Source organism: Nocardia uniformis NBRC 13702 (assembly GCF_001613345.1).
Lineage (GTDB): Bacteria > Actinomycetota > Actinomycetes > Mycobacteriales > Mycobacteriaceae > Nocardia > Nocardia uniformis.
In genome coordinates this window covers 40,283-61,920 of the sequence record NZ_BDCE01000034.1, presented here as the reverse complement: position 1 = coordinate 61,920, position 21,638 = coordinate 40,283, and the positions used below count along the sequence as shown (strand labels likewise).

The following is a 21,638-nucleotide window of genomic DNA, read 5'->3' as shown; positions in this document are numbered from 1 at the left end:
AGCGCACGCTGACGTGGGAAGGGTCCCGGGTATGACCCGCCCCGTCCGCCAGCGGCCCACCCGGACCCGCCGCCCCCGGGTCACCACTCTCCCGCAGCTCATGGCGTCGGCGGTCGAGGCCAATCCGAGCGGGACCGCCCTCGTCTACGCCGACGCGGCCGCGACACTCGGCGCGCTCACCTATGCCGAACTCGATGAACGGTCGACCCGGCTGGCCCGGCTGCTCATCGACCGCGGCGTCGGGCCCGAGGATCTTGTCGCCGTCGGCATTCCGCGCTCGCTCGATTCCGTCCTCGCCGTATGGGCCATCGCCAAGACCGGTGCCGGATATGTGTCGGTCGACCCGAACTATCCGGCCGATCGCGTCGCGCATATGGTCACCGACTCCCGGGCGGTGCTCGGACTCACCGTCGCCGAGGTGCGGGGTGACCTGACCGATGAGGTCGAATGGCTGACCATCGATACCGCCGACTTCGCCCAGCGGGTGGCGGCGTATTCGGCGGAGGCCATTACCTCCGGCGATCGGGTGCGGCCATTGCGTGCCGAACATCCGGCCTATGTCATCTATACCTCCGGCTCCACCGGTCTGCCCAAGGGCGTGGTGGTCACGCAGGCCGGTCTGTCCGGCTTCTGCGATGAGCAGCGCGAGCGCTACCGGACCGGAACCGAGTCACGGGCACTGCATTTCGCCTCGCCGTCCTTCGACGCGTCGGTACTGGAACTGCTGCTGGCGCTCGGTGGCGCGGGCACCCTGGTGGTCGCCTCGCCCGAGGTGCTCGGCGGCGATGAACTGGCGGCGCTGCTGCGTCGCGAGCGGGTGACGCACGCCTTCATCACCCCGGCCGCCCTGGCCTCGGTGGATCCGGCCGGACTGGACGATCTGCGTGTCGTCGTCGCCGGTGGCGAGGCCTGTCCGCCGGATCTGGTGCGGCGCTGGGTACTTCCCATCGCGGGCGGTGCGACCCGGGAGTTCTACAACGGCTACGGGCCCACCGAAACCACCATCATGACCAATATCAGCGCACCACTGGTGCCGGGTGAACTGGTCACCATCGGCGCGCCGGTGCGCGGTGTCACCGAACACGTCCTCGATGAGCGGCTCGCGCCGGTGCTCGACGGCGCGGTGGGGGAGCTGTACGTCTGCGGCGCGCAGGTGGCGCGCGGTTACCACGAGCGATCGAGCCTCACGGCCGGGCGGTTCGTGGCCAATCCGTTCGACCCCAGCGGTTCCCGGCTGTACCGGACCGGCGATCTGGTGCGGCGCACCTCCACCGGTGATGTGGAATACCTGGGCCGCAATGACTTCCAGGTGAAGATCCGCGGCTTCCGTATCGAATTGGGCGAGATCGACGCGGTGCTGGGTTCGCACGACAGCGTGGACTTCGCGGTCACCGTCGGACATAAACTCGATACCGGCGCAACGATTCTGGCCGCCTACGTGCACGCCGCGGCCGGGGCGGCCGTGGATACCGATGAGCTGACCGTCTACGCCGAGCAGAGCCTGCCCGCGCATATGGTGCCCACCACCATTATGGTGCTCGACGCCATTCCGCTGACCCCGGTGGGCAAGCTGGATCGTCGGGCGCTGCCCGAACCGCAATTGCGCACCAAAGAATTTCGCGCGCCCGCCGGTCGCCTCGAGGAAATGGTCGCGGCGGTATTCGCCGAGCTCCTCGATCCGGCCGTTCCGATCGGCGCGGACGACGACTTCTTCGAACTGGGCGGCAATTCGCTTATTGCCACGCGGGTCGCGGCTCGGCTGGGTGCGGAGATTTCCGCGCGCGTCCCGGCGCGGATGATCTTCACGGCGCCGACCGTCGCGGGTCTGGCCGCGCAGCTCGCACCCATTGTGGGCGAGGGCGGTCGCCCCGCACTGACTCCACAGCCACGCCCGGATCGCATCCCGCTGTCGCTGGCACAGCAGCGCATGTGGTTCCTCAACCAGTTCGATACGGCCTCGGCCGCCAACAATATTCCGTTCGCCATCCGGCTGACCGGTGCGCTCGATATTCCCGCGCTACGCGCCGCCATCGGCGATCTGGTCGAACGGCACGAGTCGCTGCGCACCGTGTACCCGGCCGTCGACGGCACCGGCTACCAGGTGATTCTGCCTGCGGAACAGGCGATTCCGGATCTGACACCGCAGGCTGTGGATCCATCGCTGGTCGCCGAGTGGCTGACCGGGCTGGCCGTCGAGGGTTTCGATGTATCCAGCCAGGTGCCGCTGCGGATCGAGCTGGCCGAGATCGGTCTCGACGACTACGTGATCGCCGTGGTCGTGCACCATATCGCCGCCGACGGTGCCTCGGTGGGCCCGTTCATGCGGGATCTGTTGGCGGCCTTCTTCGCTCGGCGCGGTGGTGAGGAGCCGACGTGGGCGCCACTGCTGGTGCAGTACGCCGATTACGCGCTGTGGCAGCGCGCACTACTGGGTGATGAGCAGGACTCGGCGTCGCTCGCGCATACCCAGATCAGTTACTGGCGTGAGACTTTGGCGGGGATCCCGGATCGCCTCGACCTGCCCGCCGACCGGCAGCGGCCGTCCATCGCCTCCGGCCGGGGCGCGGTGTACTCGTTCGAGATCGATGCCGCCCTGCAGTCGCGTCTCGACGAGCTCGCCCACGGCCGCGGCGCCTCACCGTTCATGGTCGTGCACAGCGCCCTGGCGGCGCTGCTGGCACGCCTGACCGGCACCGACGACATTGTGATCGGTACGCCGGTCGCGGGCCGCGGTGAACGCGAACTCGATGATCTCATCGGCATGTTCGTCAACACACTGGTGCTGCGCACTCGGATCGATGCCGGGGCGTCCTTCGCCGAACTGCTGGAGAATACGAAGGAGACCGATCTCGCGGCGTTCTCGTATCCTGAGCTGCCGTTCGAGCGGTTGGTGGAGGTCCTCGACCCGGTGCGGTCGCAGGCACATCACCCGCTGTTCCAGGTCGCGCTGTTCTTCCACAATATCGAGACACCGCGCCTGGAACTGCCCGGCCTCACCGCCGAGGCTGTCGAATTCGACGGCGCGGTAGCGAAATTCGACCTCCAACTGTCGGTCATCCCGCGCACCGACGGCATGACGGCCATGTTCACCTACGCCACCGACCTGTTCGACGAGCCCACCGTGGCCGTTTTCGCGGACCGCTTCATGCGAATGCTGACCGCCGTTGTCGACGACCCGCAGACCGCGCTGGGTGATATCGATCTGCTCGAGTCCTCCGAACACGAGCGCATACTGCACGGCTGGAACGACACCCGTTACCCCATCGCACCGGAGCTGCTGCTCGACGGATACCGCCGTGCGGTGCAACGGCATCCGGACGCCGTCGCGGTCGCCTACGAGGGCGCGCAGCTCACCTACCGGGAGTTCGACGAGCGGGTCAATCGCCTCGCCCGGCTGCTCATTGCCGAGGGCGTCGGTGCGGAATCGCTGGTGGGCCTGGCCATTCGCCGTTCCCTGGACCTCGTGGTCGGGATGTACGCCATTAGCACCGCCGGTGGCGCGTACGTGCCGCTCGACCCGGATCACCCGGCCGAGCGCATTGCGCACATTCTCGAGACCGCGCAGCCGGTGGCGGTCCTGACCACCCGCGCCGATGAGGTCGCGGTGCCGGAGGGCACCCCGGTGCTGCGGGTCGATGCTCTGCACCTGAACGGGTTCTCCGCCGCACCGGTCTCTTCCACCGAACTATTGCGCCCCGTGCGCCCGGATCATCCGGCCTACGTCATCTTCACCTCGGGTTCGACCGGCCGCCCCAAGGGCGTCGCGGTCTCGCATGCCGCCATCCACAATCAGACCACCTGGATGCTGCACGAGTACCCGCTCGGCCCCGAGGACATCTACTTCCAGAAGACCGCCACCACCTTCGATGTATCGCTGTGGGGCTACTTCATGCCGCTGCGCGCCGGTGCGAAACTGGTGGTCGGCACCCACGACGGGCACCGGGATCCGCTGTACGTGGCGGAAACCATTGCCCGCGAGGGTGTTACGGTCACCGATTTCGTACCGTCCATGCTCACGGTATTCGCCGCCCACACCGCGCCGGGTGCCATCGCGAGCCTGCGCGATGTCTTCGTAATCGGTGAGGCGCTGCCGCCGGAGACGGTGGCCTCCTTCGCCGCCATTTCCACCGCGCGGGTGCACAATCTGTACGGCCCCACCGAGGCCGCCGTATCGATTACCTACTGGCAGGCGCGCGGCGATGAGCGTTCCTCCGTGCCGATCGGCCTGCCGCAGTGGAACAGTCAGGTCTACGTGCTGGATTCGCGACTGCGGCCGGTCCCGGCGGGGGTGGCCGGTGAGCTGTACCTGGCCGGTGATCAGCTCGCGCGCGGCTATGTGCGCCGCCCCGATCTGACCTCGGATCGCTTCGTCGCCAACCCCTTCGGCACCGGTCGGCGCATGTACCGCACCGGCGACCTGGTCGTCTGGCGCGATGCCGAGGGCGATCGCCCCGAGCGGCTGGACTACATCGGCCGCACCGACTTCCAGGTCAAATTCCGGGGCCAGCGCATCGAACTCGGTGAGATCGAAACCGCGCTGCTGGCCCAGCCGTCGATCAGTGCCGCCGTCGCGCTCGTCATGCAGTCCGACCTCGGTGATCAGCTCGTCGCCTACGCCGTACCCACCCCGGGTGCCGTCATCGAGCAGACGGAACTACTGGCCGGGCTGGCGGATTCGCTGCCCGCCTACATGATCCCCGCCACCATTGTTGCCCTGGACGCCTTCCCGCTGAATACCAGCGGCAAGCTCGATCGCAAGGCCCTGCCCGCGCCGACGTTCACCGGACGCGAATTCCGGGCCCCCACAACGCCGGTCGAGGAGATTATCGCCGGGGTCTTCGCCGAGGTACTCGGTATCGACCGGGTCGGTGCGGACGACGACTTCTTCGCCCTCGGCGGTAATTCGCTGGTCGCCACCCAGGTGGTGGCGCGGCTCGGGGTGGCCATCGGTGACCGGGTGCCGGTGCGCACCCTCTTCGAGACGCCCACCGTGGCGGCGCTGGCCTCGGCCGTCGAATCCCGTACCCGCCAGGGCCGTACCCACGAACTCGGCAGTATCGCGCGGCCGGAGCAGTTGCCGCTGTCGCTGGCGCAGCAGCGAATGTGGTTCCTCAACCGCTTCGAGGATCTGGGCGACGGCACCGCATCGGCGGGCTCCGCCGCCTACAATCTGCCATTCGCCCTGCGGCTTTCGGGCAGTCTCGACACCGAGGCGCTGAGCCGGGCGTTCGACGATGTGGTGACCCGGCACGAGGTGCTGCGCACCGTGTACCCCGAAACCGCCGACGGTGCCGTGCAATTGGTATTGCCCGCCGGAGCGGAAGCGGCCGCCGTGCGACTGGAACCCATTCGGGTCAGTGCGGATGCGGCGACCGCGGCGGTCCACGCACTCGCGACCACGCCGTTCGACGTCACCCGCGAGGTGCCGATCCGGGTGCGGCTGTTGGAGATCGCCGATCTCGCGCCCGGTTCCCGCCGCGAATACGTCCTGGCGGTGGTGGCGCACCATATCGCCGCCGACGCCTCCTCCATGGGTCCGCTGGTGCGCGACATCATGACCGCGTACGCCGCCCGCACCGCCGGCGCCGAGCCCGGCTGGCAGCCGCTGTCGGTGCAGTACGCCGACTACGCGCTCTGGCAGCGCGCGGTGCTCGGCGACGAGCACGATCCGGAATCGGTTGCCGCCCAGCAGATCGACTACTGGCGTCAGGCCCTGGCCGACCTGCCCGATCTGCTCGAGCTGCCCACCGACCGACCGCGCCCCGCGGTCGCCTCGATGGCCGGCGCCCGTGTCGAGGTGGCCATCGACGCCGCCACCCACGCCGGACTGGTGCAGCTCGCTCGCGAGCACAACGCCACCATGTTCATGGTGGTGCACACCGCCTTCGCGGCGCTGCTGGCGCGCCTGTCCGGCTCCGGCGATATCGCCATCGGCACGCCCGTCGCCGGACGCGGTGAACGCGAACTCGACGACCTCATCGGCATGTTCGTCAATACCGTCGTCTTCCGCACCCGTCTGGACGGCGGCGATACCTTCGCCGATGTCCTGGCCCGGCAGCGTGAAATCGACCTGCAGGCGTTCTCGCACGCCGATATTCCGTTCGAGCGGCTGGTCGAGGTGCTGAACCCGCCCCGCACCACCGCACACCATCCGATATTCCAGGTCGGCCTGTCCTTCCAGAATATGGCCCGGTCCGCCCTGGAACTGCCCAACCTCACCATTGCCGGTGTGGACACCGATATCGATGTATCGCAGTTCGATCTGCACCTCATCGTGTCCGACGGTTACGACGAATCCGGTGCTCCGGCGGGTATCGGTGGTTTCATCACCTACGCCAGCGATCTGTTCGATGCCGAGACCGTCGCCACCTTCGTACGGCGGCTGACCCGCCTGCTCGCGGCCGTTGTGGCGGACGCCTCGGTGCGGGTGGGCGATATCGAGCTGCTCACCGCCGATGAACGCGCCGAATTGCTCGAAGCACGCAATGACACCGCGCGGCACTTCTCCGCCGCGACGCTGGCCTCGCTGCTGGATGCGAGCGTGGCGGCCGATCCGGCCGCCACCGCCCTGGTCGGTCCGGACGGCGAGGTACTGAGCTACGCCGAACTCGGTCAACGGGTGAATCGCCTGGCCCGATACCTGATCTCCCTGGGCGTGGGTCCGGAGGACCGGGTCGCGTTGGCACTGCGGCGGTCCGTCGACCTCGTGGTGGGTATGTACGCGGTCGCCGTGGCGGGTGGCGCGTATGTACCGGTCGACCCGGATCAGGCCGCCGAGCGTACGGACTACATTCTCGAGACCGCGGCACCGATCTGTGTGCTGACCAACGCCGAAGCCGGGTTCACCTCCGGTGCCGCACCGCTGGTGCGCATCGACGAACTCGACCTGAACTGGGTTGACGCCCATCCGGTTTCCGATGCCGAGCGCATTACCCCGCTGCATCCGGCCCATACGGCGTATGTCATCTTCACCTCCGGTTCGACCGGTCGGCCCAAGGGTGTGGCGCTGCCGCACGCCGCGATCGCCAACCAGTTGCAGTGGAAGACAGCGGAGTTCGAGCTCGGTGCCGATAACGTCGTGCTGCTCAAGACCGCCGCGACCTTCGATCTCTCGGTGTGGGAGTTCTGGTCGGCCGCCGTCTCCGGTGGCCGCCTGGTCATTGCCGCGCCCGATGGCCATCGCGATCCGGCGTACCTGAACGAGCTCATGGCCCGTGCGCAGGTCACCACCTTGCACGCCGTCCCGTCGATGCTCGATGCGCTGCTCACCGAATCCGGTGGGGCCCTCGCTCATTCGCTGCGCCGCGTCCTCGCCATCGGTGAGGCGCTGCCCGCGAGCGTCGCCCAGCGTTTCCGCACCGCCAACCCGGCCGCCACGCTGTTCAACCTGTACGGCCCGACCGAGGCGGCGGTGTCCATCACCACGCACCGGGTCACCGACGCCGATCAGGGTTCGGTCTCCATCGGCGTGCCGGAGTCCAATAGCCAGGTCTACGTCCTGGATTCGCGCCTGCGACCGGTCCCGACGGGTGTGTCCGGCGAGTTGTACCTGGCCGGTGCGCAATTGGCGCGCGGCTACTTCGATCGTCCCGACCTCACCGCCGACCGCTTCGTCGCGAACCCGTTCGGCACCGATGGCTCCCGCATGTACCGCACGGGTGATCTCGTCGCCTGGAGTACCAACGGCGAGCTGGAATACCGGGGCCGCACCGACTTCCAGGTCAAAATCCGTGGTTTCCGTATCGAACTCGGCGAGATCGAAGCGGCGCTGTTGGCGTTGCCGGAGATCGCGCAGACCGCGGTCATCGCGAAGTCCGATCAGCGCACGGGCGACCGTCTGGTGGCGTACCTGGTGCCCACCGAGTCGTCCTCGTCCTCCACGTCTGAGTCCCTCTCGTCATCCCGGCATGCTTTTGTCCGGGATCCACATTCCGAGGCACCGGTCCTGACAGCGGTGGATTCCGGCCAAAAGCACGCCGGAATGACGGAAGGTTTTGCTTCGGCCGTAGACGTGGCTGCGGTGAAGTCGACCTTGTCGGCGGCCTTGCCGTCCTACATGGTGCCGTCGGCCTTCGTGGTCCTCGACGCCCTGCCGTTGAACGTCAACGGCAAACTCGATCGAAAGGCCTTGCCGGAACCGGAATTCGAGTCCACCGCGTTCCGCGCACCCTCCACCCCCATCGAAGAGATCGTGGCGGGTGTCTTCGCCGACGTGCTCGGTGCCGAGCAGGTGGGCGCGGATGACGATTTCTTCGCCCTCGGCGGCAACTCACTGCTCGCCACTCAGGTAGCGGCCCGTATCGGTGCCGCCCTCGACACTCGCGTCCCCGTACGCGCCCTGTTCGAATCCACCACCGTGGCGGGCTTGGCCGCCCGCGTCGAAAAGCACGCGGGCGCGGGCCGCAAGGCTCTCACCGCCGGACCGCGACCGGAATTCGTTCCGCTGTCGCTGGCCCAGCAGCGCATGTGGTTCCTGAACCAGTTCGACACCACTTCGGCGGCCTACAACATCCCGGTCGCCGTCCGCCTCACCGGCGAACTGGATACCGCCGCACTGCAACAGGCGGTCGCGGACGTGATCGGCCGCCACGAAACCCTGCGCACCATCTACCCGCAGGTCGGCGGCGCCGCCCAGCAGGTGATCCTGCCTGCGGCGCAGGCGATTCCGGATCTCACCCCGATCCGGGTCGGCGGAGCCGAACTGCGCGACCGCATTACCGAGGTGGCCGCATCGGGATTCGATGTGACCTCCGAGGTGCCACTGCGGGCAAACCTGTTCCGCGTCGACGCCGAGGACATCGAGCATGTGCTCGTCTTCGTCGCCCACCACATCAGCGCCGACGGCTGGTCCATGGGCCCGCTGACCCGAGATGTCATGGTGGCGTACGCGTCCCGCGCCAATGGTGATGCCCCGGCCTGGGCTCCGCTGCCTGTGCAGTACGCGGATTACACGCTCTGGCAGCGCGAGGTGCTCGGTGCCGAGGACGATCCGGACAGCCTGCTGTCCGCCCAGACCGACTACTGGCGCACCGCCCTGGCCGACCTGCCGGATGAGCTGAACCTGCCGGCCGATCGCCCGCGCCCGCCGGTGGCATCCCTGCGCGGTGGCACCGTCACCTTCCCGATCAGCGCCGAAATCCAGCAGGGCCTGCAAACCATTGCTCGCGAGCAGGGCGCCACCATGTTCATGGTCGTGCACACCGCCCTCGCGATCTTCCTGGCGCGGCTGTCCGGCACCGGCGATATCGCCATCGGCACCCCCATCGCGGGCCGTGGCGAGGCCGAACTCGACGATGTGATCGGCATGTTCGTCAATACCCTGGTGCTGCGCACCCGGGTTCCGGGCGAGCTGACCTTCGACGAACTCCTCGCGGCGGTCAAGGACACCGACCTGCAGGCGTTCGCGCACGCCGATATTCCCTTCGAGCGCCTCGTCGAGGTACTCAATCCGGAACGCTCCACCGCGCGCAATCCGCTGTTCCAGGTCATGCTGGCCTTCCAGAACCTGCAGGACAGCAGTTTCGAACTGCCCGGCCTGCGCATCAGCCCGCTCGAATCCGGCGCCGAGACATCGCAATTCGATCTGGCGCTCGCCCTCCGCGAGACCGGCGATGCCGGCATGTACGCCGTATTCACCTACGCTCGTGACCTTTTCGACGAGGCCACCGTCGAGGTATTCGCCCAGCGGTTCACCGCCCTGCTCGAAGAGATCACCGCTCGCCGCGAACTTCCGGTCGGTGATCTGCCGCTGCTCGACCGGACCGAATACGACCTGCTCACCCATGTGCACGGCGATGACATCATGGCCACCGGGCTCCTGCCCGATCTGCTCACCGCGGGCCTGCGGTTCGGCCGCGACCGGGTCGCCGTGCGCTGGCGCGGCAGCGCCATCTCCTACGGCAGCCTCGACGACTACTCGTCGCGCCTGGCGCGGGTGCTCATCGACCGTGGCGTCGGACCGGAAAAGCTGGTCGCCGTGGCCTTCCCGCGTTCACTCGGCATGGTCATGGCCATTCTGGCCATTGCCAAGGCCGGTGGCGCGCACGTGCCCATCGACCCGACCTACCCGGAGGACCGGGTCCGTCATATGGTCACCGATTCCGGCGCGGTCCTGGGCCTCACCTCGAACGCCTTCGCCGATACCCTGCCCGCCGAGCTGGATTGGCTCGTCATGGACGATCCGGCCACCGATCAATTGGTGGGCGCCAAGTCCAGCGATCCGGTGACCGACGCGGATCGTCGTGCGCCGCTGCGTATGCGGCATCCGGCGTACATGATCTATACCTCGGGCTCCACCGGAAAGCCCAAGGGCGTCGTGGTCACCCACGCCGGTGTCGGTGGGCTCGCCGACTACGCCACCTCGCGTTACGACCTGCGACCCGATCACCGGATGCTGCACATCTGCTCACCCAGCTTCGACCCGTCGGTGCTGGAATGGGTGTGCGCCTTCTACACCGGCGCGGCCCTGGTGATCGTGCCCGCGGAGATCATGGGCGGTGCCGAACTGGCCGAACTCATGCGGGCCGAACAGGTTACGCACGCCATCATCACCCCGGCCGTGCTCGGCACCATGGATCCGGCCGATCTGGATCAGCTCGAAATGATCTCCATCGGTGGCGATGTCACCACACCGGAACTGCTGGCCAAATGGCAGCCGGGCCGGGTCTACCACAATGCGTACGGACCCACCGAGACCACCATTATCTCCTCGTACGCACAGCTGACGCCGGGTCGCCACATCACCATCGGCACACCGGTACACGGCATGTCTGCCCTGGTGCTCGACGCGCGCCTGCACCCGGTGCCGCCGGGTGTCGCGGGTGAGCTGTACCTGGCCGGCGGCGCGCTGGCGCGCGGTTACCGCAACCGCTCCGGACTGACGGCCGAACGCTTCGTCGCGAATCCCTGGGGCGCACCGGGTTCACGCATGTACCGCACCGGTGACGTGGTGCGCTGGTACGCCGAACCGCAGGACCGGTCCGGCAATCGCGCGCACCCGTCGGTGCCGTGGGAACTGGACTACGTGGGCCGCACCGACTTCCAGGTCAAGATTCGCGGCTTCCGCATCGAACTCGGTGAGATCGACGCGGTGCTGACGAGCCACGAGGATGTGGACTTCGCCATCACGCTGGGCCGCAAGAACCCGGCCGGCGTCACCATGCTGGTGTCCTACGTGCTGGGCAAGCCCGGCCGGGCCGTGAACCCGGACGCACTCACCGATTTCGCGGCGCACACCCTGCCGCCGCATATGGTGCCCGCGGCCATCGTGGTGCTCGACGAGGTCCCGCTGACCCCGGTCGGCAAACTCGACCGCAACGCACTGCCGGAACCGGTACTGGCACAACGCGAATACCGGGCACCGTCGACCCCGCTGGAGGAAGCGGTCGCCGCCGCCTTCACCGAGGTACTCGGTGTGGAGCAGGCGGGCGCCGACGACGACTTCTTCGCGCTCGGTGGCAATTCGCTGCTGGCCATGCAGGTGGTCGGCAAGTTGCAGGCGCTCACCGGCGCACGGCTCGCGGTCGCCACCTTCTTCGGTGACGCCACCGTCTCCGGGCTGGCCCGCCAGATCGGCGTACTGCTGGAATCGGAGCAGGATGCCGAGGCCGCCGTGGCCGCCGCACTGGGCGTGCTGTTGCCGCTGCGGGCCCCCGATCCGTCGATCGACGCGGCGGACGCGCGGCCACCGCTGTTCGTCATCCACCCGCTCGGCGGATTGTCCTGGTGCTATTCGGGATTCACCCGCTACCTGCCCGCCGAACAGCCCATCCTGGGCATCCAGACCCCGGCCCTGACCGAGGACGACTACGCGCCGGACTCCCTGGCCGATATCGCGAATCGCTATGTCGCCGAAATCCGCCGGGCGCAGCCGGAAGGCCCCTACCGCCTGCTCGGCTGGTCGCTCGGCGGCAAGCTGGCGCACGCCGTGGGCACCCGCCTGCAGGCACAGGGCCAGCGCGTCGACCTGCTGGCCATACTCGACGGCTACCCGCGGGTGGACGACACAGATTTCAAGTCCGCCATTCGGGAGACCTTCACCAGTCTGGGTGTCGATATCGAAGATCTGCCCGATACCGACAATCTGAAGGAACTCGGCGACGCCGCACTGGCCGCCCTGTACGCGTCGATCTCGCAGGACCTGGCCGCCATGACACCGGAGCGACTGCGCCGGATCTACGGAACCGCCATGCGCAGTGTGGAATTGGCGGATGAGACACCCACCGAGGTGTTCCGGGGCAACCTGCAGTTCTTCACCGCCACCGTCGACCGGTCCGAGGCCATGCGGCAGTGGTCGGCCCACGATTGGCAGCCGTACGTCTCCGGTGCGATCGTCGACCACCCGGTCGCCGTCCCGCACGAGCAGATGACCGGCGACGAGGCCCTGGCCGCCATCGGCCCGCGCGTCGCCGACCTACTGGAAACGCCGGACCAGCCGGACGATTCCGGTGCCGGTGCGACCGAATCCGGTGCTGCTGCGATCGAGTCGGCATCCCCGCTGCCCCCCGGCGCGGTGAATGTCCTCGCCGCCGATCCGTCCGGCCTGGCCGTTCGGGTGATCACCCTCGATATCGCCGCCGACTGCCCACCCGCTCGGGTGCAGCGCTCGGTCGAAACCCTCTTCGAACGGCATCCGGGTCTGCGCGCCCGACTGCGTCGCGACGGCGAGACGGCCACCTTCGAATTCCCGGACGGCGATCCGGACGATGCGGTGGTGTGGCGTTTCGACTGGGCGGGGGAGACCTCCGGCGATCTGGTCGACAGCGCCATTCGCGCGGCCACGGCGGAACTCGACCCGGATAAGGGCCGCAATATCCGCTTCGTACTGCTCGATGCCGAGGAGGCCGACCACCAACTCGACGACGCCGAACAGGCCGCGGCCACGCTGGTGGTCATTGCCAATGGCATGGTCGTCGACGACACCTCGTGGCGCACGATTATCGAGGAACTCACCGCGTCCTGGTCCGGTGGTCATGCCACCCGGCTCGCCCCGGTCGCCCATCCCGCGGGTATTGCCCGCGATCTGGCGCGCCGGGCATTGGATCCGGAAACCGTCGCCGACCTGCCCTGGTGGCGCGGCGCCCTGGATGCGGTGCCGCACACCGACGAGATCGATCCGACGGCCGGGCGCGGCCGGATCACGGTGACCATTACCGCCGAAGGTGCGGGCGCGATCGATACCGTGGCTCGGCGCTACCACGCCACCATCGACGAGGTACTGCTCGCCGCCTTCGCGCTCGCCCTCGCGTCGACCGATGCGGCCCTGGACCGGCTCGGTGCCGTGGTCCGGCTGCCCGCCGATGGCCGTATCTGCGGCGACCCGGACGGATACCGTGCCGTGGGAGCGTTCACGACCAGCTATCCGCTGCCGCTGAATCTGGAGCCGGTGGATTTCGACGAGATCCGCAGTGGCGGCCGGATCGCCGGAACTGTGATCGAACACGTCCGGGACCTGTGCCGGACCGTTCCGTCACAGGGGGTGAGCTTCGGCCTGCTCCGGTATCTCGGCGAGTCGGGTACCGAACTCGCGGGTGCGGCGGGCCGGATCGGATTCCGCTACCGGGATCTGCGTCCCGCCCGGGTACACCCCGAATCCGCGGCCACCGATCTGTATCTCGACATCACCGTCGACACCACCCAGGACGGATTCATCGCGCGGTTCGATTACGCCGGAGCCGTGTTGGAGCTCGATCAGGTGAAGGGTTTGGTGGAAGGTTGGGTCCAGGCATTGGGTGGACTAGCCGAGCACGGTAGGGCATCGAATACGTAACATTGACCTCTGTTGTGGCGACTGCATAGGCCGTATGGTCTGTCCGAAGTGCTCTGGCCACAGTAGGAGGCTGTCGAGAGATTCTCGGCCGCTGGGTTGGTCGCCAGAACTCGAACGAAGCAAAGGTGTGAAACATTGATTCGACGACATGTCCGGAATGGGGCTGCCGCCGGTCGTCGCCGTGGTGCGCGCGCTGCGGCACTTATTGCGGCAACCGCGGTTCTGACCGGTCTGACCGCCGGTCTCGGCGTCGGAGGCGCCGCTGCTGACCCCATTATCGACAGCAAGAAATTGCTCGCCGATCCGGTCGCACCGGACGGGTCGAAGATCACCAAGGCCGAGATGAAGGACAACCGCAATATCCGGTTGTACGTCTACTCCGCCGCCATGGACTCCACCTTCCCGGTCGATGTCCAGCGGCCCGCCGATACCTCCGAGCCGCGACCGACCCTGTACCTGCTCAATGGCGCGGGCGGCGGACAGGACGACGCGTCCTGGGTGAAGAAGACCGAGATCGTCAATGGTTTCCTCGGCGATAAGAACGTCAATGTCGTTCAGCCCATCGGTGGTAAGTGGTCCTACTACACCGATTGGGTAGCCGCCGACGAGAGCCTCGGCACCAATAGGTGGACGACGTTCTTCACCGAAGAGCTGCCGCCGCTGATCGATGCCGCCCTCGGCACCAATGGCATCAATGCCATCGCCGGTATCTCCACCTCCGGCACCACCGTGCTGCAGCTGCCCGAGCGCAAGCCCGGCCTGTACAAGGCCGCCGCCGCGTACTCCGGCTGCGCCCAGTTCGCCGATCCCGTCGGCCGTGAGTTCATGCGCCTGACGGTCGAGGTCTGGGGCGGCGGCAATATGGAGAATATGTACGGCCCGCCGGACTCGCCGGCGTGGATCGAAAACGATCCGGTCGTGAATGCCGAGAAGCTGCGCGGCACCGAGCTCTACATCTCCTCCGGCAATGGTCTACCCGGTCAGTACGACACGCTCAATGGCCCGTACGCCCTCCCCGGCGCCTACGGCCTGGCCAACCAGCTGATCATCGGTGGCGCCATCGAGGCGGGCACCAACTACTGCACCGCCAACCTCAAGAACAAGCTGGATTCGCTGGGTATCCCGGCGACCTACAACTTCCGTCCGTCCGGCACCCACTCGTGGGGCTACTGGAATGACGAGTTCATGAACTCGTGGCCGGTACTGGAGCGCGGACTGGGTCTGTAACAGCCTCGGTGACAAGTAGATTCACGCCCCGACCGCAGACTGCGGTCGGGGCGTTCTGCTGTTCGAGGGGGCGCGCGCCTCGCACCGTCATTTTCATGGGGTAGGTCTCAACAAAAAGTTTGGTGAACCATAAACTTTAGTTTGTGAGCACCACCGTACTGGCCGAGTCCCGGCGCTCCGCCGTCCAGCGAGCCAGGTCCGCCTCGTTGCTGCTCGGGCCCGCGTTCGTCGCCGCCATCGCCTATGTCGATCCCGGCAATGTGGCCTCGAATATCAGCGCGGGTGCGCAGTTCGGGTATCTGCTCGTCTGGGTCATTGTCATGGCCAATGTGATGGCCGGGCTGGTGCAGTTCCTCTCGGCGAAACTCGGTTTGGTGACCGGTATGTCGCTGCCGGAGGCGGTGCGGTCCAAGGCCGGCCGTTCGGTTCGGCTCTCCTACTGGGCGCAGGCCGAAACCGTGGCCATGGCAACCGATCTCGCCGAGGTCGTGGGTGGCGCGATCGCGCTGAATCTGCTCTTCGACCTGCCGCTGCTGGTCGGTGGTGTCATTACCGGTGTCGTATCGCTGGTCCTGCTCGCCGTGCAGAACCGGCGCGGGCAGCGGCCGTTCGAACGCATCATCATCGGCATGCTGGCCGTGATCGCGGTGGGATTCCTTGCCAGCGTATTCATTTCGCCGCCCTCGGCCTCCGGCACGCTGGGTGGTCTGATGCCGCGATTCGAGGGCTCCGGGAGCGTGCTGCTGGCCGCCGCCATGATCGGCGCGACCGTTATGCCGCACGCGGTGTACCTGCACTCCGGCCTGGCACGTGATCGGCACGGTTCGCCGGAGCCCGGCCCGGCTCGGGTCCGGCTGCTGAAGATCACCAAGATCGATGTCGGTCTGGCCATGGTGCTCGCGGGCACCGTGAATATGGCCATGCTGCTCATGGCCGCTCAGACGCTGCGCGGGCGCGAGGGTATCGAGACGCTCGAAGACGCGCACGGCGCGGTCCGCGATGTCCTCGGCCCCGGCGCCGCACTGCTGCTCGCCATCGGGCTCCTCGCCTCCGGACTGGCGTCGACCTCGGTCGGTGCCTACGCGGGCGCGATGATTATGCAGGGCCTGCTGAAGCGCAAGATTCCACTGCTGGTGCGCCGCGTGGTGACCATCATTCCCGCCCTTGTCATTCTGGGCCTCGGCATCGACCCCACCCGCGCCCTGATCGTCTCGCAGGTGGTGCTGTCCTTCGGTATCCCGTTCGCCCTGATTCCCCTGGTCCGCTTCACCGCCGACCGCACCCTCATGGGCGACGACGCCAATCACCGCGTCACCACCGGCCTGGCCTGGCTGGTGGCGGCGATCATCTCGGTCCTGAACGTCGCCCTCATCTACCTCACGGTCACCGGAAAGTGACCGTGTCCCAGGCGGTTTCATAACCGCACGCGTGGGGCGCAGGGGGCCGCACGTGCTCGCGCCCCCGTTCCGGATTCGGAACGGGGCGCAGGTGAAAAGGGCTGTGGGGGAGGAGGGTTGGTCAGCACTCGGCGGTTGCGCGCGCGTAGTGGTCGGCGATGTCATCGCTGGTGGTCAGCCAGACACCGGGGTGGTTGGCGACGTAGTTCAGGGCCTCGTCGAGGTAGCGCTGCCGGAAGGCCTGGCCGATGACGAACGGGTGCAGGGCAAGTGCCATGACGCGACCGCTGTCGGCGGAGTCCTCGTAGAGCTGATCCACCTGATCCTTGACCATCCGCACGAAGTCGGGGCCGGTCAGCCCCTTGCTGACGAAGATGCCGATGTCATTGAGCTCCACCGAGTACGGAACACTCAGCATGCCCGGCACATTCAGTCGGTAGGGCTGGTCGTCATTGGTCCAGTCGAGGACGTACTGCCCGCCGAGTTCGGCGAAGAGCGCTGCGGTGTCGAAGGTTTCGGTGAGGCCGGGCCCCATCCACCCGCGCGGCCGCTGGCCGGTGGTCTTCTCGATGGTGGTGACTATTTCGCGCAGCGCGGTGCGCTCCTCCTCGACCGGGAGCCCGGAGTGCAGGTGGCTATTGCTGCTGCCGTGCGCCAGCCACGCCCAGTCGCGCTCCCTGCCCGCCTGAATGATCTGCGGATACCGCTCGCCCACATCGGAATTCAGCAGCGCGCTGGCCCGGATGCCGTACTTGTCGAGCGCCTTGATTACGCGCCAGATACCCACGCGCGCACCGTAATCACGCCAGCCGTAGTTGAGAGCGTCCGGGGTCAGGGCGGTGGTGCCCTCGTAGATCGCGGTGCCGGGTAGGTCGGCGTAGAAGTGTTCGATATTGAGGCCGACATAGAAGGCGACCCGCTTACCTTCCGGCCAGTGGATCGGCTCGCGCTCGGTGATCGGGCTGTAGTCGAAGAGGGTGACGTCTTTGCTCATGCGACTATGCTCGAACCTTCACATACGTGTGAAGGTCAAACGAGATCTGTTGTGAGGTGCGACATATGCGAATCGGTGAGCTGGCGGAGCGGACCGACACCCCGCCGCGACTGCTGCGCTACTACGAAGAACAGGGCCTGGTGCGCGTGCCCCGCGCCGCCAACGGCTACCGCGACTACGACGAACGACTGGTCGACCAGGTAATCCACATTCGCGGACTACTCGAAGCGGGCCTACCGACCCGCATCATCAAGCAAATCCTGCCCTGTCTCGACGACCCACGCGATATCCACTTCGCCGACGCCACCCCGGAAATCATCGCCACCCTGGAAGATCAGCGTGACCGCATGACCCAGCGGATAGACCTGCTCACCCGCAACCGCGACGCCATGACGACCTACCTGGAGTCCCTCCGCAGCTGCGCACGACCTTCTTGACCGGGGCACGAGACCCGCAGAGTTCGATCAATCCTCGAAGACCGGTTTACGTTTCTGCAGCATGGCGGCCGCGCCTTCGGCGAAGTCGGCGGCCTCCAAAAGCTCGGACTGGCCGACTTTCTCGGCCGCGAGCACGCCATCGAGGGACGCCAGTGCGGCCTCGTTGAGGGCGCGCTTGGTCAGCTCCGTCGCGCGGCGCGGCCCGCCCGCGAGCTTCGCGACCACGGCCTCCACCCTCGCGTCGAGGTCGGCGTCGGAGAGGACATCGGTGATCAGGCCGTACTCCTTGGCCCGGGTGGCGGGCAGGCGCTCACCCAGCAGCGCCATCTCGGCGGCCAGCGGGCGGCCCGCCGCCGCGGCCACCATGGCCGCCGCGCCGCCATCGGGCATCAGGCCGATATTGATGAAGGCCAGCAGCAGGTAGGCGTCCGCACTGAAATAGGAGAGATCGGCGGCCAATGCGATTGCCGCGCCGATACCGGCGGCCGCGCCCTTGACCCGGGTGACCACCGGCAGCGGCGAGTCCACAATCGCCCTGACCATGGCGTTGGCCCCATCCATGGTCATTTCGGGGGTAATGCCCCGGGCCGCGTCGGCGGGGCCGGCGGCCAGGTCGGCGCCGGTGCAGAAGTCACCGCCCTCGCCGGTCAGCACGATGACGCGCAGCGATTTGTTCGCCGAAGCCGCCCGCACAATGTCACCGAGGCCGACCATGGTGTCGTAATTGATCGCGTTCTTGCGCCGCGGGTTGGTGAGCGTGATACGCAATACCCGTCCGTCCACAATGGCACTGAAGCCCGGGGTGGTCGCGATATTCGTCATGGGGTGCTCCTGGATCTGCGCACGGCGCCCGTGCCGTTGTAGTTCGCATTGCGAATTGTGGTTAACTTAGGGGTACTTGTTCGGCACTGTCAACAGTCCGTGCCATCGAGAAGGAGAACGTGAATGGTCGCCGAACGCAGCGAGTTGGGCCTCGCTTCCGCGCGACCGGACGGCGATCCGACGCCCCGGCGGCGGCCCAAGAATCGCAAGGTTCAGATCGTGCGAGTTGCCGCCCGAGCCTTCGCCGAACGCGGCTATCACCCGGTCGGTGTGGACGAGATCGCCGCCGAGGTCGGCATTTCCGGCCCCGCCCTGTACCGGCACTTCAAGAACAAGTACGCCCTGCTGGTCGCCGCCGCCGAAATGGGCGCGCAGCAACTCCTCGACGCCGCCCGCGCCGCCGACGACCCGAAGCTGGAAGCGGAACCGCGACTCACCAAACTGATTCGCGGCATTGCCGATTACACCAATGAGGTGCGCCGCGAGGGCGGGCTGTACCGGTGGGAACGCCGCTATCTGGAGCGCGAGGACCGCGACCGGATTCGTGTGATGTACGTGGCACTGCACGAGACCGTCGCCGTACCGATCCGGGAGCTACGCCCCGATGCCGATCCGGTCGACGTCACCCTGCTGACCGCGGCCGTCCTCAGCGCCATCGGCAGCATCACCCACCACCGCACCGCCCTGTCGACCACCCGGCTGTGCGCCCTGCTCGACGACATCTGCTGGTCCATTCTGCGCACCGAGCTACCGCCCGCCCCGCCGCCCGCCACCGGCGATCCGATCCTGCGCGGCCTACCGGTCATCTCCAAACGCGAACAACTGCTCACCGAGGCCATCCGCATCTTCGGTCGCCAGGGCTATCACGAGGCCAGTATCGAGGAGATCGGTGCGGCCGCGGGTATCAATGCCTCCAGCGTCTACCGCTACTTCTCCAGTAAAGCGGACCTGCTGGCCGCGGCCTTCAATCGCACCGGCGAGCGCGTCGCCATCGGCAATGCCGAGGCGCTGTCGGAGGCCACCAGTCGCGCCGACGCCGCCGTCCGCATAGCCGACCGGTTCGCCCGCATGACCTTCGCCATGCCGGAGATCCTGCCCGTTTACTTCTCCGAATTCTCCAATCTTCCCGCCTCCGAACAGCATCGGCTCCGCTCCATTCAGCGCCAGAACGTTCTGGAATGGGCCAATCTCCTCGACGGCGACCAGGTGGAGGCCCGCTTCCGGGTCCAAGCCGCCATCGGTCAGGTCATCGATGTCGGCCGCCGCATCCACTTCGACGGCCGCCCCGAAAACCTCGCCCGGGTAAGAGCTTTGATGCAAGCGGTGCTGCTGGGCGTGGAGGAGAAGAGCTAGCCGAGAAGAACGGAGCGCCCGGTCGAAAGTTCTTTCACCGGGGCGCGAGCATGCCGGGACGACCGGGGCGCGCCTGATGAGATGGCGCGGTGGCGATCAGACCCGGTGGCGCAGCCGGAAGACCATGCGGGCCAAGCGAAGGTGCTGTGGGTGCCGTTCGAAGGTGGACTGCTCCACCGGATCGTGCCGGTGCTTCTCGGTAATCGTGAGTGGACGGGCGAAGGCGCGTAGCAGTTCCTCGTCGCGGGTTCGGCCCGGTCCGTCGGTGCCGTAGACCGGTGCCGAATTCACGGTCACCACAGCGGTATTCAGGCGTTCGGCGAATTCCGGGACGCTGCGGACATCGCGGGTGAAGACGGCTACCGATAGCGGGCGGCTCTCGAGGCGTTCGGCCACATGGTCCATGGTCGCGACCCGGTTCACCACCAGTACCGGGCCGACCGCATCGCCGGTGAGAGCGAGACTCACCTCGGGCACCTCGGCGAGCACGATCGGCTCGATATAGGGCTCTCGAATCGAGTCCAGTCCACCGACCACCGCCTTGCCGCCGCGGCTGAGAGCGTCGCGCACATGGCGGCGCACCACATCGGCCTGCGATTCCAGGGTCATCGGTCCGTAGGCGGCGCGCTTCTCACCACCCGGTCGCAGCCGCTTCGCCTGTGCGATAACCAATTCCAGGAATGGTTCGTACACCGACTCCGCGACATACGCGACCTGGATCCCGGCCGGATTCTGCCCGGCATTGGCCATCGCCCCGAAGACCGCGGCGGCCGCGGCCTCCTCGAGCCGGGCATCCACCTGTACCACCATTGCTCCGCGGCTGCCCTGTTCGAGCAGTAGGGGAGTGGACTGCTGTGCGCACAGTGCCGTCACCTCCCGGACCCCGGCGGGCGACCCGGTGTAGGAGATCTTGTCCAGTCGTGCCCGGCACAGCGCCCCCGCGGTCGAACTGTCACCGGTGACCACCTGCAGCACAGGCTGATTCGGTGCGAGCCGATTCCAGCTGTCGGCCAGCCACGCGCCCACCCCGGGGGTGAGCTCACTGGGCTTGAACACCACCGTATTACCGGCGGCCATGGCGCAGGCAATGGCGTTCATGGGTGTCAGCACCGGGTTGTGCCACGGCCCCAGTACCCCGATCACACCCAGGGGCAGATATCCGATCGAGGCGGTACGGCTGCGTCGGAATCGTCCCCGGGTGTGTCGCCCCAGGGTGCTTTCGGCCTGGCGTGTGGCCCAGTTCAGGTGTTCGATCGCCGCCGTCACCTCGATGGCGGCGTCCAGGCGCGGTTTACCGGTCTCCGCGCTGATCAGGTCGACCAGTTCGCGGGAGCCGCGGGCAATGCCGCGTTTCCAGTCCAGCAGCCAGCGTCGCCGTCCATCGAATCCTATTGCCGCCCACCACTGTTGGGCGGTATGTGCGGCGCGCACGGTACGGGTCAGTTCCCCGGACCCCATGATGGCGTAGTCGCCCACGACCTCACCGGTTCGCGGATCGTAGGACGTCAGCACCTTCGGTCGGCCAGTTCCCCCGGCTGGACTTACCGCTGCTGCCGGTCGCGGCTGCGCAGACTCGGCCATGGTCACCTCTCGCAGACCAGTGAATTTCTCTCCCCATACGCCAGACTATGGCCCGGTCG

Annotated in this window: 8 protein-coding genes; 5 read left to right on the top strand and 3 right to left on the bottom strand. The window is 67.3% G+C overall.

Features of this window, described 5'->3' with window-relative positions; genetic code table 11:
- The first annotated feature begins 31 nt into the window (after positions 1 to 31).
- From NU1_RS09755 to NU1_RS09745, 3 genes are all read left to right on the top strand, one after another.
- Positions 32 to 13,768 (top strand): non-ribosomal peptide synthetase, encoded by a 13,737-nt coding sequence (locus tag NU1_RS09755; protein ID WP_157552074.1) that lies wholly within the window; start codon positions 32 to 34, stop codon positions 13,766 to 13,768.
- Between the two features lie 204 nt (positions 13,769 to 13,972).
- Positions 13,973 to 14,995, top strand: a complete 1,023-nt coding sequence (locus NU1_RS09750) for an alpha/beta hydrolase (protein ID WP_371859784.1) — start codon at positions 13,973 to 13,975, stop codon at positions 14,993 to 14,995.
- 158 nt (positions 14,996 to 15,153) lie between these two features.
- The gene (locus NU1_RS09745; RefSeq protein ID WP_084521143.1) at positions 15,154 to 16,392 is read left to right on the top strand and encodes an Nramp family divalent metal transporter; all 1,239 of its coding nucleotides are present in this window, start codon (positions 15,154 to 15,156) and stop codon (positions 16,390 to 16,392) included.
- Between the two features lie 121 nt (positions 16,393 to 16,513).
- Here NU1_RS09745 and NU1_RS09740 read toward each other — a convergent pair whose 3' ends face one another.
- Complete coding sequence (locus tag NU1_RS09740) at positions 16,514 to 17,386, bottom strand: polysaccharide deacetylase family protein (RefSeq protein WP_067519552.1); 873 nt, start codon at positions 17,384 to 17,386, stop codon at positions 16,514 to 16,516.
- A gap of 65 nt (positions 17,387 to 17,451) precedes the next feature.
- On the opposite strand from NU1_RS09740, the gene NU1_RS09735 reads away from it, so the two are divergent.
- Positions 17,452 to 17,823, top strand: coding sequence for a MerR family transcriptional regulator (locus NU1_RS09735; RefSeq protein WP_067519550.1), 372 nt, complete (start codon positions 17,452 to 17,454; stop codon positions 17,821 to 17,823).
- 27 nt (positions 17,824 to 17,850) lie between these two features.
- On the opposite strand, the gene NU1_RS09730 is transcribed toward NU1_RS09735, so the two are convergent.
- Positions 17,851 to 18,645 (bottom strand): enoyl-CoA hydratase-related protein, encoded by a 795-nt coding sequence (locus tag NU1_RS09730; RefSeq protein WP_067519548.1) that lies wholly within the window; start codon positions 18,643 to 18,645, stop codon positions 17,851 to 17,853.
- A gap of 123 nt (positions 18,646 to 18,768) precedes the next feature.
- Here NU1_RS09730 and NU1_RS09725 point away from each other — a divergent pair, with 123 nt between their 5' ends.
- Positions 18,769 to 19,998, top strand: a complete 1,230-nt coding sequence (locus tag NU1_RS09725; RefSeq protein WP_067519547.1) for a TetR/AcrR family transcriptional regulator — start codon at positions 18,769 to 18,771, stop codon at positions 19,996 to 19,998.
- A 96-nt stretch (positions 19,999 to 20,094) separates the two neighbouring features.
- On the opposite strand, the gene NU1_RS09720 is transcribed toward NU1_RS09725, so the two are convergent.
- Positions 20,095 to 21,510: an aldehyde dehydrogenase family protein gene (locus NU1_RS09720; RefSeq protein ID WP_245720034.1), complete on the bottom strand. Its 1,416-nt coding sequence runs from the start codon at positions 21,508 to 21,510 to the stop codon at positions 20,095 to 20,097.
- Between the last annotated feature and the right edge of the window lie 128 nt (positions 21,511 to 21,638).